This window comes from Aquamicrobium sp., from assembly GCF_023954335.1.
GTDB lineage: Bacteria > Pseudomonadota > Alphaproteobacteria > Rhizobiales > Rhizobiaceae > Aerobium.
In genome coordinates this window covers 1-13,665 of record NZ_JAMLIE010000001.1, presented here as the reverse complement: position 1 = coordinate 13,665, position 13,665 = coordinate 1, and the positions used below count along the sequence as shown (strand labels likewise).

The window sequence follows — 13,665 nt, the reverse complement described above, 5'->3', positions numbered from 1 at the left end:
GCGATGCAGGTACTGGTCATCGGCGGCACGCGGTTCATCGGCGCGCATGCGGTGCGCCGCCTGCACGACGCCGGCGCGCATGTCACGGTCTCTCATCGCGGGACGAGCCGCAACCCGGTGCTGCCGGTGGGCATCGAGCATGTGCTCGACGCGGGCGCCGCCTATCCGATCACCGCGTTTCCCGACCGGCTCCGGCGCGACTGGGACGTCGTCGTCCACATGACGGCGATGGGCGAGGCGGACACGCAGGCGGCCGTCGCGACGTTCCAGGGCCGTGCCGGCCGGCTGGTCCTGGTCTCGTCCTGCGACGTCTATCGCGCCTATGGCCGCCTGACGAAGGCGGAGCCCGGCCCGCCGGACCCGGTGCCGCTGACGGAGGACGCGCCGCTGCGCAGCGTGCCCTATCCCTATCGCGGCATGGAGGCCCAGCTCGGCGCCTTCGCCCGCGACTACGACAAGGTGCTGGCCGAGGCGGCGGTGCGGAACGCGGCGGGCCTCGACTGGACGATCCTGCGACTGCCGAAGGTCTACGGGCCGGAGGACAACGGCGATCTCGCCACCGTCTACGGCTTCGCCGCCGTGCCGCACTGGCGCTGGACGCACGGCCATGTGGCGAACGTCGCGGCTGCCATTGCGCGGGCCGCGACCCATCCGAAGGCGCGGAACGCGGTCTTCAATGTCGGCGAGCGGGAGAGGCCGACCATGGGCGAGAGGCTGGCGCGGCTGCCGGCGCGGTCCGGCGAGCCGCCCGTCCCGCCACCCTTCGATTTCGGGCAGGACCTCGTCCTCGACACGACCCGGATCCGCAAGGCGCTGGGCTATGCCGAGATCGTCGACGAAGCGGCGGCGATGGCGGCTCTCTGCACGGCGGCTGGCCGATCCTAACCGATCCTTAACCTTAACCGTTCATCAAGAAGATGGTGAGGATTGCGCATAAGGCTCGCGCCTTCCTTTCACCAAAATTCGCCCGGAAAAGGCCCGGGAACGGCGCATCCGGCGCGTTCCGGCCATGACGGACGGCAGGCAGGAACGGATGCGCGACGGGGCCACGGCGAGCCGCCCCCGCACGATTAGGGACCAATGCGATATGGAACAAATGGCTCTTGCCGCGCCAGGCGGCGACCACTCGATATGGGCACTGTTCTGGCAGGCCGGCTGGGTCGTCAAGCTGGTGATGATCGGCCTCATCGCCGCCTCGGTGTGGACCTGGGCGATCATCGTCGACAAGCTGATCGCGTTTGCCCGCATGCGCGCATCGCTGACCCGCTTCGAGGAGATCTTCTGGTCGGGCCAGTCGCTCGAGGAGCTCTACCGGACGCTGGCCGAGCGCAAGACGAGCGGCATGGGCTCGATCTTCGTCGCGGCGATGCGCGAATGGAAGAAGAGCTTCGAGAAGGGCGTCAAGTCGCCGATCAGCCTGCAGAACCGCATCGACAAGGCGATGGACCTTGCGCTGACGCGCGAGATGGAGCGGCTCGAGGGCCGGCTCGGCTTCCTCGCCTCGGTCGGTTCGGCCGCGCCCTTCATCGGCCTGTTCGGCACCGTGGTCGGCATCATGACCTCGTTCCAGGCCATCGCCGCCTCGGGCGCGACCAACCTCGCCGTCGTCGCGCCGGGCATCGCCGAGGCGCTGCTCGCCACCGCGCTCGGCCTGCTCGCGGCCATCCCGGCGGTCATCGCCTACAACAAGCTGTCGTCCGACGCCGGCAAGCTCGGCCTGAGGATGGAGGGGTTCGCCGACGAGTTCTCCGCCATACTGTCGCGGCAAATCGATGAGAAGGTCCCGCTCAAGGCGGTCGCTTAGGAGAGTTCACGAATGGGCATGTCCATCGGGCAGTCTGGCGGGCGGGGCGGACGCGGCCACAGGCGGCGGGGCCGCCATCACGCGCTGGTCTCGGAAATCAACGTCACGCCCTTCGTCGACGTGATGCTGGTGCTGCTCATCATCTTCATGGTGGCGGCGCCGCTCCTGACGGTCGGCGTGCCGATCGACCTGCCGGAGACGCGGGCCGCCGCGCTCAACGCGCAGACGCAGCCGATCACCGTGTCCGTCAACGGGCAGGGGCAGATCTTCCTGCAGGAGACCGAGATAAGCATCGACGAGATCGTGCCGCGCCTGCAGGCCATCGCCCAGACGGGCTATGACGAGCGCATCTTCGTGCGCGCCGACGGCGCGTCGGACTATGGAAGCGTCATGCGCGTGCTCGGCCGCATCAACGGCGCGGGCTTCCGCAATGTCGGGCTGGTCTCCATTCCGGAACAGGGCAGCTAGGCTTCGATGAAGACAGGTCTGACCACATCGCTGGCGCTGCACGCGGTCGCCCTCGGCGTGGGTCTTGTCACCTTCTCGTCGCCCAGCCCGCTCGAGCTGACGAACGTCGAATCCTTCCCCGTCGACATCGTGCCGATCGAGGAGGTCGCGCAGAGCGTGCGCGGCGACAGGCAGGCCCCGGTGGCCGAACGGCCGGCGCCGACGCCGACCACGCGCCCGGACGTGGTGGAGAACGCGCAAGAGGCCGGCGACAACACGACCGACCTCGCCACGCCGCCGACGCCGGACCCCAAGCCGCGCCCGGTCGAGACGGCCGAGGCGCCGCCGCCCGCGCCCGAGCCGACGCCGCCGACCCCCGAACCGGAGCCCGCCCCCCAACCGGAGCGCCAGCCCGAGCCGCAGCCGGTGCCGACGACCGAGGTCGCGCCCGAGCCGCAGCCTAAACAGGAGGTCGCGCCCGACCCCGTGCCGGAGACGGTCGTGGCCGAGGCGCCGCGTCCCGATGCGCCCGAACTGCCGACCAGCGCGCCGCGGCCCGAGGCGCGGCCCCAGCCGCAGCCGCCGCAGGCGCAGGCCCCGCGCACGCCGGAGCGCCGCGAGCCCGAGCGGCCGCGCGAGCAGCGCCGCGAGACGGCGTCGAGCGAGTCCCAGTCGCAGAACGTCGAGGACCAGGTGGCGGCCCTGCTCAACCGCGAGCGGGCCTCGGGCGGCGGCGCGCGGCGCTCGAACGACGAGGCCGCGCTGGGCGGGCGCCAGACGACCGGCGCGAAGCTCAGCCAGAGCGAGGAGGACGCCATCCGCCGCCAGCTCATCTCGTGCTGGAACGTGCCCGCCGGCGCGATCGGCGCGTCGGACCTCAAGACGACCATCCGCTTCAGGCTCGACCCCAGCGGCGCGCTGGAGGGGCAGCCGGCGGTGGAGAAATCGAGCGGCGACCGCGTGTTCGACGACAGCACGCTGCGCGCGGTCCGCGTCTGCAACCAGCGCGGCTTCCAGCTTCCCGCCGACAAGTACGACGCGTGGGCGGAAGTCACCGTCAATTTCGACCCGCGAGACATGTTCTGAACCCGGCACGACCCGGACATGAGCCCATCAGGACCCATGAGGCCAAACGTATGATGAAAACGCTGAAATCCCTCGTTGCGGTGGCCGGCCTGGCGCTCGGCGCGGCGCTCGCCGCCGCCATGCCCGCCCGCGCCCAGCTGGTGATCGACATCACGCAGGGCGTGGTCGAGCCGATGCCGATCGCCATCACCGACTTCATCGCCAACGACGCCATCGGCCAGGAGATCGCCGCGGTGGTCGCGGCCGACCTCGCCCGCTCGGGGTTGTTCAAGCCGATCGAGAAGGGCGCGTTCATCGAGAAGATCACCAATCCCGACGCCGCGCCGCGCTTTTCCGACTGGACCGTCCTCAACGCGCAGGCGCTGGTGACGGGCCGCGTCAACCACGAGGCGGACGGGCGGCTGCGCGCCGAGTTCCGCCTGTGGGACACCTTCGCCGGCCAGCAGCTGATCGGCGAGCAGTTCTTCGCCAACAAGGCCAACTGGCGGCGCGTCGCCCACATCATCGCCGACACGATCTACGAGCGGCTGACCGGCGAGAAGGGCTATTTCGACACCCGCGTCGTCTATGTCGAGGAGAGCGGGCCGAAGGACAAGCGCGTCAAGCGCCTCGCCATCATGGACCAGGACGGGGCCAACAACCGGCCGCTGACCGACGGGCGCGCCATCGTGCTGACGCCGCGCTTCTCGCCGAACCGGCAGGAAATCACCTACATGTCCTACGAGGGCGGCCAGCCGCAGGTCTATCTGCTCCAGATCGAGACCGGGCAGCGCGAGCTCGTCGGCAATTTTCCCGGCATGACGTTCGCGCCGCGCTTCTCGCCCGACGGGCAGAAGGTGATCATGAGCCTGCTGCGCGACGACGGCAACTCCAACATCTACACCATGGATTTGAGAAGCCGGACCACGACGCGCCTGACCTCGTCCAACGCCATCGACACCTCGCCCTCCTATTCGCCGGACGGCGCCCGCGTCGTCTTCACCTCCGACCGCGGCGGGCGGCCGCACATCTACGTCATGGGCGCGGACGGCTCCAACCCGCAGCGCATCTCCTTCGGCGACGGCACCTATTCGACGCCGGTGTGGTCGCCGCGCGGCGACCTGATCGCCTTCACCAAGCAGACCGGCGGCCAGTTCCAGATCGGCGTGATGCGCACCGACGGCTCGGGCGAGCGCATCCTCTCGACCGGCTACCTGCAGGAGGGACCGACCTGGGCGCCGAACGGCCGCGTCATCATGTTCTTCCGCGAGGGCTCGGGGCAGGGCGGGCCGAAGCTCCACTCCATCGACCTGACGGGCAGGAACGAGCAGGCGATCCCGACGCCGCACTTCGCGTCCGACCCGGCATGGTCGCCGCTGCTCGACTGAAGCTCCCGGATTCGTGACCACGAAGCGGCGGCCCGGGTGAATCCGGGCCGCCGCTTTTTCTCTTTGCCTTCCTGCATTTGCGCGACGCCGGGCGCACCCGCGCGGCCGCAAAATGCTCTAATGCGGAAAAAGCCGCGTTTCGGCCGCATTTCGGCCTAGTGTGCGGTTAATGCAGGGGGCGCCGGCCGGGAAGCCGGCGCATAAGGGCGGGCATTCAGTAATCGTTAACCTTGTTTCTTGAGCGGGCTTTAACCCAGTTGTGGTTACTCATTGCTCAACCAAATCGTGCAAATGCCAAGGAGAGGCGGCCATGCGCCGAATCGCAGCAATCACCCGCAACCCCGCCGCGGTCGCTCTTGTCGCCATGCTCGCCGTCGCGGGCTGCGCCAGCAAGCAGACCCCCAATAACCCGGCCGACCTCGGCCTCGGCGCAGGTGCCGGCGGCGCGCCCGGCTCCAGCCAGGACTTCACCGTCAATGTCGGCGACCGCATCTTCTTCGACACCGACTCCTCGGTGATCCGCGCCGACGCGCAGACGACGCTGGCCCGCCAGGCGCAGTGGCTCGGCCAGTACCCGAACTACGCGATCACCGTCGAGGGCCATGCCGACGAGCGCGGCACCCGCGAGTACAACCTCGCGCTCGGCGCCCGCCGCGCCGCCGCGGCCCGCGACTTCCTCGTCGCGCGCGGCGTCCAGTCGAACCGCATCCGCACCATCTCCTACGGCAAGGAGCGCCCGGTCGCGGTCTGCGACAACATCTCGTGCTGGTCGCAGAACCGCCGTGCCGTCACCGTGCTGTCCGGCGGAAGCTGATCGCCGCGGAACGGAAGCAATCGGAAGGGTGGCCTCGGGGCCGCCCTTTTTCGCTCGGAAACCCTCAGGACGGCCGCGAGAAGACATAGGCGAGGCCGGCCGCGATCAGCAGCGCGGTGTAGGCGAGGATCGCGGGGCTGGCGTCGGCGACCAGCCAGATGGCGAGGAAGCCCGAAATGGTGCCGGCGAGCGCCAGCAGCTTGGCTTTCAGCGGGATCGCGCCGCGCTCGCGCCACTCCGAGAGCGTCGGGCCGAAGCGGGGATGCTCCAGCAGCCACCGCTCCAGCCGCTCGGAGGAACGGGTGAAGCAGGCCGCGGCGACGATCAGGAACGGCGTCGTCGGCAGCACCGGCAGGAACGCGCCGGCGATGCCGAGCCCGGCGAAGACGAGCCCGAGCGCGAGGTAGAGGCCGCGCATCGGCCTCATCCCTCCGCCGTCCGGGGACGTCCTCTGGCGTGACGAGTGCTCATCGTCCCACCATCGATTGTCGGGCCGGTCCGATCAACGGGACAAATCGTCCACCGCCGCGCCGCGGTCAGAACTTCGCGTTGACGCCGACGAAGAAGCCGCGCCCGTCGCCGGGGATGAAGGCGGCCTGATCCGGCCGCGTCGCCTGGTCGATGACCAGTGTCGAGGCGGCATAGGCGGTGTCGAAGACGTTGGTGACCTCGGCGAACAGCGACACATTTTCGTTGACGCGGTACTGGGTGCGCAGGTCGACCACGGCATAGGGGTCGGCGTAGAGCGTGTTCATGTTGTCGACGGGAGTTTTGGAGGGAAGCCAGCGCACCGCGCCTTGCAGCATCCAGTTCTCGGTGGCGTCGTATTGCAGCACGGCGTTGACGACATGGCGCGGCGCGCCGGCCAGCCGGTTGCCCTTGGGGATGACGCGGCCGGGGCCGGATACCATGTCGCTGGCGAAGCGGAAGTCCTGATAGGTGTAGGCGAGGCGCGCGGTCCACTGGTCGGCGATCCGGGCCGTCAGGCCGAGCTCGACGCCGAAATGGGTGGTCTTGTCGGCGTTGATCGCGCCGAGCGAGGTGCCGGACGCGTCGCGCAGGTTGAGAAGCTCGTTGTCGACCCATGAGTAATAGGCGGTCGCATCCCAGGCATAGTCGCCGTGGCTGCCGCGCCAGCCAGCCTCGATGGTGGTCGCGGTCTGCGCGTCAAGGTCCGGCGTGTTGAACATGTCGGTGGCGGCGGGGTTCTGCGGGTTGCGGCCCGGTCCCGTATTCGGCGTTCCGTTGACGGTGGCGAGCAGGTCGTCATGCGTCGGCGGCTCGAAGCTGCGGCTGACCGCGCCGAAGACGATCTGGCTCTCGTCCGGCCTGTAGGAGACGCCGAGGCTGGGCGACCAGCCGCTGTAGCGGCGCTCGTAGCTCGAATCCCGTGCCGGGACGGTGCCGTCGGGGACCCGCATCGTCGGATTCATCGGGTTGTAGCCGACGGTCGGCCGCGTGGCCCCGGTGAAGACGTCCCGGTTGTCGCGCGTGGCGTGCGAATAGGCGATGGCCGGCGAGACGATGAAGCTTTCGCCGAATGGCACGTTGAAGCCGGCGTTGAGCGACAGCGAGGTGGCGTCGAGCTCGCTCTTGCCGAACAGCGGCCCCTGGGTGCCGGAGAGGTTGTGGTAGTTCTCGCGGTCGGCGGAGCCGATCGTATACTGCGCGGTGCTCTCGAACAGCGGCAGGACGGCGCTCGCATCCGGCTTGTAGGCGTAGCGCAGCACGCCGGTGAAGTCGCCGCCCTTGGTGGTGCGGATGCCCGAGGCGATGGGGAAGCGGAACATGTCGTCGGTGTAGGTATAGCCGAGGACGATGTCGAACAGGTGGGCGTCGAACTCGGCCGTGGTGCGCGAGCCGATCAGGAACTGCTCGGCCTCGCGCCGCGGCTTGTCGCGTATGACGTTGGGACCGGGGAAGGTGGCGACCGGACCCGGCAGCGTCATGACCGGCCCGGTATGGACCTGCGAGGGATCGGCTTTCAGATACGACTTGGGCAGCGGCCCGGCGACGTCGAAGCCGAGATCGGTGTAGCCGAAGAACAGCCGCGTCTTCACATTGTCGGAGAGTTCGATGCCGACATTGCCGCCGATGTTGGCGCGGCTGGATTCGTTCCACGTGCGGAAGCCGTCGCGGCGGGTGAGGTTGCCGTGAAGGTGGACGTCGTAGCCGTCGCCCTGGAAGCCGGCGCTGGCCGAGCCGCCGAACTGGCCGAACGAGCCGCCGCTGGCGCTGAGCGAGACGCCCGGCCGGCTCGAGCCGGTGGGCGAGATCATGTTGATGGCGCCGCCGAGCACGTTGGCCCCGAGGCGGTTGGCGGTGTAGCCGCGATAGATTTCGAGCGCGCTCGCGGCGTTCGGGTTGAGGAAGCCGACGATGTAGGAGCCGTCGGCGCGGTTGAGCGGCAGGCCGTCCTGAAGCATCAGGATGCCGCGCTCGACCGGGTTCTGCTGGAGGCCCGAGCCGCGGATCTGGATGCGCGGCTGGTCGTTGCCGCCGAAGAAGTCCTGCACGACGACGCCGGGAACGGTGGACAGCGCGCGCGAGGCGGTCAAGTTGGCGCTTTGCGCCATCTCCTCGCGCTCGACCAGCGCCACGCCCCCGGCAGCACCGAAAGACGCTCCGACAGCGTCGAGCCCTCGACCGCGCCGGCCGAGATGACGATGGGATCGAGGACGATGACCGAGCCGGGCGCGGCCGACTGCGCCAGCGCCTGTTGGCTCGCCCCGACCAGCAGCAGCGCCGCCGCCCCCGCGGCGATGCCGCGGCCGGCGTGCCTGCGTTCCGATTTCACCTGCATGTCATGCCCCCGTCTGCCGCCCGCCGGGCCGGGTCCGATCCGGAGCCGAAGCGGCTTTCCAAAGTGGAATTTAAAAAGCAACTTCTCACATCATAGTGGACTGTAATTGTCAACATTGCCGATGGCGCTGTGTGATTGCGCCGCAGGGACGGTTGGGCTAGATCGGCTGTCATGAGCCTCGAATCCGTCCGCACCTTCTTCGCCGAAAACGCCCCCGACATCGAAGTCCTCGTCACCGAAGAAAGCTCGGCGACGGTCGATCTCGCCGCCGCCGCCCACGGGGTCGAGCCGGCGCAGATCGCCAAGACCATCTGCGTGCGCGCCGGCGAGCGCGTGGTGCTGGTCGTCGCCTCGGGCACGTCGCGGCTCGACAACCGCAAGTTCAAGGAGGCGTTCGCGGCCAAGCCGCGCATGCTGGGGGCCGAGGAGGTGGTCGAGCTGACCAGCCATCCGGTCGGCGGCGTGTGCCCGTTCGGCCTGCCCGCGCCGTTGCCGGTCTATTGCGACGTGTCGCTGAAGCGCTTCGAGGAAGTGCTGCCGGCGGCCGGCGCGACCAATTCTGCGCTCAGGATCACGCCGCAGCGGCTCGCCGGGCTGACCGGGGCGGAGTGGGTGGACGTCTGCCAGTAGGCGCCTGTCGCTACTGGCGGCGCTACTCGGCGGCCAGCGCCTTCTCGATCTCGGGCATCAGCGTCGTTCCGACATTCTGCGGATCGAACGGGCCGACATGCTTCCAGGCGATGGTGCCGTCCTTGCCGACAAGGAAGGTCTCGGGAATGCCGTAGACGCCCCAGTCGATCGCGGCGCGGCCCGACTGGTCGACGCCGAGCGCGCTGTAGGGATTGCCGAGCTCGGACAGGAAGCGGCGCGCGTTCTCAGGTCTATCCTTGTAGTTGAAGCCGACGATATCGACGCGGCCGTCCCTGGCCAGCTCCATCAGCACCGGGTGTTCCTGCCGGCACGGCACGCACCACGAGGCCCAGACATTGACCAGCGTGACCTTGCCGGCGAGCGCGGCCGGGTCGAAGGCGGGCAGATCGACGCCCTCGAGCGCCGGCAGCGGCGTGTTCGGCGCGGGCTGGCCGATCAGTGCCGAGGGCACGGTGGAGGTGTCGCGGCCGGACAGGAGCTGGGCGAGGAAGACGCCCGCCAGCGCCATGAAGACGAGCAGCGGCAGGATCGCCAGCCAGCGCCTCGGCTCGGGCGTCGCTTCGCCCTTCTCCTGCGCGCTCACGGCTTCGCCCCGCCGGCGTCGGAGCGGCGGCGCACGCCGGCAGCTTCCAGTGCCGCCATCTCGCGCCGGCGCGCCCGCTGGTCGGCGAGGATCCACAGGGCGAGGCCGGCCAGCACCAGCGCCGAGACGCCATAGGCAGCGGCAACGTAGAGGGCGTGCGCGCTCATCGGCCCTTCTCCTTCGCGTCGGCGGCGCGGGCGGCCATGCGCCGCATCGCCGAGACGCGGCGGCGCAGGATCTCCGTGCGCATCGCCATCAGGTGCAGGGTCACGAACAGCAGCGTGAAGCCGACGGCGCAGGTCAAGAGCGGCCACAGCATGGTCGGGTGGATGGTCGGCCCGTCGAGCCGGAGGACCGAGGCGGGCTGGTGCAGCGTGTTCCACCAGTCGACCGAGAATTTTATAATCGGGATGTTGACGAAGCCGACGAGCGTGACGATGGCCGCGGCCCTCGCGCTCCTTGCCGGATCGTCGAGCGCGCGGGTCAGCGCGATCAGGCCGAGATACATCAGGAACAGCACGAAGACCGAGGTGAGGCGCGCGTCCCACACCCACCACGTCCCCCACATCGGCTTGCCCCAGATCGAGCCGGTGACGAGCGACAGCAGGGTGAAGACGGCGCCGATGGGCGCGGCCGCCTTGACCGAGACGTCGGCGAGCGGATGGCGCCAGACCAGCGTGCCCAGCGACGAGACCGCCATGATCGAGTAGCACATCATGGCCAGCCACGCGAAGGGCACGTGGATGTACATGATGCGCACGGTCATGCCCTGCTGGTAGTCTTCCGGCGCGGTGAAGGCGAGCCACAGGCCCGCGGCGATGACCAGCGCCGCCAGCGCGGCGAGCCACGGCACCAGCCTGTCGGCCAGCGCGATGAAGCGCGTCGGATTGGCGAGGTCCGTCCAGCGTGCGGGGCGTGCGGCTGCGGTGTCGCTCATTGCTTTCTTCTCACGGCTGCCTTCATAAATCGGGTCGCTCGGCTTCGCAATTCTGCTCATCTGTCGCAGCTTTCCCCTCCGGACGATATGATGCCGATCAATCGAGGCCGAATTTCAGCGCCAGCGCCGCGGCGAGCGGGCCGATGACGGCGAAGCCCATGGTCAGCGCGCAGAGGATGAGGAAGGGCGGCAGGAACGGGTTGGGATCGGCGACCGCGCCATAGGCGGCCGAGACGCCGAAGATCAGCACGGGGATGGTGAGCGGCAGGATCAGCACCGAGACCAGCAGCCCGCCGCGCGGCAGCGACACGGCGACCGCGGCGCCGACAGCGCCGACGAAGGCGATGGCCGGGGTGCCGACGAGGAGCGTCAGCGTCGTCGCGGCGATGCCGACCGGCTCCATGTTCATGAAGAGGCCGAGCAGCGGCGAGGCGATCACCAGCGGCAGCACGCTCGCCGTCCAGTGGGCGAGGCATTTTGTCGCCACCGTCAGCGCCAGCATGTGGCGTGCGTCGTTCATGATCATCAGGTCGAGCGAGCCGTCCTCGCGCTCGGCCTGGAACAGCCGGTCGAGGCCGAGCAGCGAGGCGAGCAGCGCGCCGATCCACAATATGGCCGGGCCGATGCGGGCGAGGAGGTTCAGGTCCGGCCCGACGCCGAACGGCACCACGGCGACGACGGCGAGGAAGAACAGCACGCCGACCAGCGCGCCGCCGCCGGCGCGCACGCCGAGGCGAAGGTCTCGGACGAAGAGGGCTAGCATCGGGCCGCACCTTTGATTGCACTTCCGGTCGCGCCGGTTCGGGCCGTCGGGCAGGTAAGGGGCGGCGCGGCAGGCGGCAAGTGTGGCATCACGCCGCCCCTTCCAGCCGCAGATCCTTCATCCCGTCCAGCCCGAGCGGGATGTGGGTGGCGGCGACGACGATGCCGCCATCGTCGAGATGGGCGCGCATCAGCGCCGCGAACTGCCGCTCGGAGGCGGCGTCGAGACCGGCGGTCGGCTCGTCGAGCAGCCAGACCGGGCGGTAAGCGACGAGGAGCTTTGCAATGGCGATGCGCCGCTTCTGGCCGGTGGAGAGATAGCCGAAGGGCAGGCTTGCCACCTGCGGCAGGCCGACCATGTCGAGCGCCTCGCTGGTCTCCATGTGCGGCGCGCCGCAGAACTCGCGCCAGAAGCGCAGGTTCTCCTCCACGGTCAGCGCCGTCTTCATCGCGTTCTGGTGGCCGAGATAGTGGCAGGCGGCCTCGGGGCTAGGCCATTCCTCGCCGCCGCCCTCGAGGCGAATCGCCCCGCCGGCGGCCGGCAGCAGCCCAGCGACGACGCGCAGCAGCGTCGATTTGCCGGAGCCGTTCGGCCCGGTGACGACGAGGCCCTCGCCGTCGCCGAGATCGAAGGAGATGCCGGAAAACACCGGCTCGCCGCCGCGTTCGGCGCCAAGGTCGTCGGCGATCAGCCGCATGGATGCCCCGCTTTCGTCTTGCTGCGGGCGACCCCGCACGACGCGGTAAAATCACCCAAACTTACTCTGGAACTATTCTACGAAACTCTTTATATGCGGGGCAACCGTGCCAGCGGTCGGCACGGGAACCAATTTGTGCCGAACCAGCGCGAGCGCCGCCTTGAACGGCTGCACGCGGGGGAACGGGCAGCGGAAATGACCGTACCCGCACCTTTGCGCGTGATGAGCATGCACTGGCGTCCGTTACCCCATCGGCAACCGAACGTTAGGGATCGCACGTGTCCAATTCTCTCGACAGCTTCAAGTGCCGCCGCACGCTCACCGTGGGCGACGCGGAATACACCTATTTCGATCTGCGCGAGGCCGAAAAGAACGGCCTCGACGGGATTTCCCGCCTACCCTTCTCGATGAAGGTGCTGCTGGAGAACCTCCTGCGCAACGAGGACGGCCGCTCCGTCACCAAGGACGCCATCGCCGCCGTCGCCGGCTGGCTCAATGACCGCGGCTCGGCCGGCGTCGAGATCGCCTATCGCCCGGCGCGAGTCCTGATGCAGGACTTCACCGGCGTGCCGGCCGTGGTCGACCTCGCCGCCATGCGTGACGGCATCGCCGCGCTCGGCGGCGATCCGCAGAAGATCAACCCGCTGGTTCCCGTCGACCTCGTCATCGACCATTCGGTCATCGTCGACGAGTTCGGCACGCCGCGCGCCTTCGCCCGCAACGTCGAGCTGGAGTACCAGCGCAACGAGGAGCGCTACAAGTTCCTGAAGTGGGGCCAGCAGGCGTTCCGCAACTTCCGCGTCGTGCCGCCCGGCACCGGCATCTGCCATCAGGTCAACCTCGAATATCTCGGCCAGGTCGTCTGGATCAGGGAAGAGGACGGCGAGACCGTCGCCTATCCCGACACCTGCGTCGGCACCGATTCGCACACCACGATGATCAACGGCCTCGGCGTGCTGGGCTGGGGTGTCGGCGGTATCGAGGCGGAAGCGGCGATGCTTGGCCAGCCGATCTCGATGCTGCTGCCGGAAGTCATCGGCTTCAAGCTCACCGGCAAGCTGAAGGAAGGCGTCACGGCCACCGACCTCGTGCTGACCGTGACGCAGATGCTGCGCAAGAAGGGCGTCGTCGGCAAGTTCGTCGAGTTCTTCGGCCCCGGCCTCGTCCACATGTCGCTCGCCGACCGCGCCACCATCGCCAACATGGCGCCGGAATACGGCGCGACCTGCGGCTTCTTCCCCGTTGACAAGGAAACCCTGCGCTACCTCACCATGACCGGCCGCAAGCCGGCCCGCGTCGCACTGGTCGAGAAATATGCCAAGACCCAGGGCCTGTTCCGCACCACCCGTGCCGAAGAGCCGGTGTTCACCGACACGCTCGAACTCGACCTCGGCGATGTCGTCCCCTCGCTGGCAGGACCAAAGCGCCCCGAACACCGCGTGGCGCTGGAAAATGTCGCCGAGAACTTCGCCGATGCGCTCGCCAACGAATACAAGAAGACGGCTGACGCCACCCGCCGCTACAAGGTGGAAGGCGAGAAATACGATCTCGGCCATGGCGATGTGGCGATTGCCGCGATTACCTCCTGCACCAACACCTCCAACCCGTCGGTGCTGATTGCCGCCGGCCTGGTGGCGCGCAATGCGGTCAGGCTCGGCCTCAAGTCGAAACCCTGGGTCAAGACCTCGCTGGCACCGGGTTCCCAGGTGGTTG

The 13,665-nt window shown here is 68.9% G+C and carries 16 protein-coding genes; 8 read left to right on the top strand and 8 right to left on the bottom strand.

Annotation, left to right across the window (positions count from 1 at the left end):
• Nucleotides 1-3: 3 nt before the first annotated feature.
• The 6 genes from M9945_RS00080 (at nt 4) to pal (ending at nt 5,518) form a co-directional block, all read left to right on the top strand.
• Nucleotides 4-885, top strand: a complete 882-nt coding sequence (locus M9945_RS00080; protein ID WP_367942920.1) for an NAD-dependent epimerase/dehydratase family protein — start codon at nt 4-6, stop codon at nt 883-885.
• Between the two features lie 202 nt (nt 886-1,087).
• The gene (tolQ, locus tag M9945_RS00075) at nt 1,088-1,804 is read left to right on the top strand and encodes a protein TolQ (RefSeq protein WP_367931585.1); all 717 of its coding nucleotides are present in this window, start codon (nt 1,088-1,090) and stop codon (nt 1,802-1,804) included.
• Nucleotides 1,805-1,816: 12 nt separating this feature from the next.
• The gene (tolR, locus tag M9945_RS00070; RefSeq protein WP_367931586.1) at nt 1,817-2,272 is read left to right on the top strand and encodes a protein TolR; all 456 of its coding nucleotides are present in this window, start codon (nt 1,817-1,819) and stop codon (nt 2,270-2,272) included.
• A gap of 6 nt (nt 2,273-2,278) precedes the next feature.
• Nucleotides 2,279-3,337, top strand: a complete 1,059-nt coding sequence (locus tag M9945_RS00065) for a TonB family protein (protein WP_367942919.1) — start codon at nt 2,279-2,281, stop codon at nt 3,335-3,337.
• A gap of 50 nt (nt 3,338-3,387) precedes the next feature.
• Nucleotides 3,388-4,704 (top strand): Tol-Pal system beta propeller repeat protein TolB, encoded by a 1,317-nt coding sequence (tolB, locus tag M9945_RS00060; protein ID WP_367942918.1) that lies wholly within the window; start codon nt 3,388-3,390, stop codon nt 4,702-4,704.
• A 310-nt stretch (nt 4,705-5,014) separates the two neighbouring features.
• Nucleotides 5,015-5,518, top strand: coding sequence for a peptidoglycan-associated lipoprotein Pal (gene pal / locus M9945_RS00055; RefSeq protein WP_367931589.1), 504 nt, complete (start codon nt 5,015-5,017; stop codon nt 5,516-5,518).
• Nucleotides 5,519-5,582: 64 nt separating this feature from the next.
• On the opposite strand, the gene M9945_RS00050 is transcribed toward pal, so the two are convergent.
• The 3 genes from M9945_RS00050 to M9945_RS00040 form a co-directional block, all read right to left on the bottom strand.
• Nucleotides 5,583-5,936 (bottom strand): YbaN family protein, encoded by a 354-nt coding sequence (locus tag M9945_RS00050; protein ID WP_367942917.1) that lies wholly within the window; start codon nt 5,934-5,936, stop codon nt 5,583-5,585.
• A gap of 118 nt (nt 5,937-6,054) precedes the next feature.
• Nucleotides 6,055-8,118 carry a TonB-dependent receptor family protein gene (locus M9945_RS00045; RefSeq protein WP_367942916.1) on the bottom strand — a complete coding sequence of 688 codons (2,064 nt, stop codon included), beginning with the start codon at nt 8,116-8,118 and terminating at the stop codon, nt 6,055-6,057.
• A complete protein-coding gene (locus tag M9945_RS00040; protein WP_367942915.1) occupies nt 8,073-8,321 on the bottom strand; it encodes a hypothetical protein in 249 nt (82 codons plus the stop codon). Before M9945_RS00040 ends, M9945_RS00045 begins: the two co-directional genes overlap by 46 nt.
• 171 nt (nt 8,322-8,492) lie before the next feature.
• On the opposite strand from M9945_RS00040, the gene M9945_RS00035 reads away from it, so the two are divergent.
• Nucleotides 8,493-8,951 (top strand): YbaK/EbsC family protein, encoded by a 459-nt coding sequence (locus tag M9945_RS00035; protein ID WP_367942914.1) that lies wholly within the window; start codon nt 8,493-8,495, stop codon nt 8,949-8,951.
• Nucleotides 8,952-8,973: 22 nt separating this feature from the next.
• On the opposite strand, the gene M9945_RS00030 is transcribed toward M9945_RS00035, so the two are convergent.
• From M9945_RS00030 to ccmA, 5 genes are all read right to left on the bottom strand, one after another.
• Entirely contained in the window at nt 8,974-9,555 is a 582-nt protein-coding gene (locus M9945_RS00030; protein ID WP_367942913.1) for a DsbE family thiol:disulfide interchange protein, read from the bottom strand.
• A complete protein-coding gene (gene ccmD / locus M9945_RS00025; protein ID WP_367928828.1) occupies nt 9,552-9,722 on the bottom strand; it encodes a heme exporter protein CcmD in 171 nt (56 codons plus the stop codon). Before ccmD ends, M9945_RS00030 begins: the two co-directional genes overlap by 4 nt.
• Nucleotides 9,719-10,492, bottom strand: coding sequence for a heme ABC transporter permease (locus M9945_RS00020; protein ID WP_367928827.1), 774 nt, complete (start codon nt 10,490-10,492; stop codon nt 9,719-9,721). Before M9945_RS00020 ends, ccmD begins: the two co-directional genes overlap by 4 nt.
• Nucleotides 10,493-10,589: 97 nt before the next feature.
• Nucleotides 10,590-11,255, bottom strand: a complete 666-nt coding sequence (gene ccmB / locus M9945_RS00015; protein WP_367928826.1) for a heme exporter protein CcmB — start codon at nt 11,253-11,255, stop codon at nt 10,590-10,592.
• 88 nt (nt 11,256-11,343) lie between these two features.
• Nucleotides 11,344-11,952 carry a heme ABC exporter ATP-binding protein CcmA gene (gene ccmA, locus M9945_RS00010; RefSeq protein ID WP_367942912.1) on the bottom strand — a complete coding sequence of 203 codons (609 nt, stop codon included), beginning with the start codon at nt 11,950-11,952 and terminating at the stop codon, nt 11,344-11,346.
• A gap of 278 nt (nt 11,953-12,230) precedes the next feature.
• Here ccmA and acnA point away from each other — a divergent pair.
• On the top strand, nt 12,231-13,665 hold a 1,435-nt coding region (gene acnA, locus M9945_RS00005; RefSeq protein WP_367942911.1), incomplete at its 3' end, for an aconitate hydratase AcnA.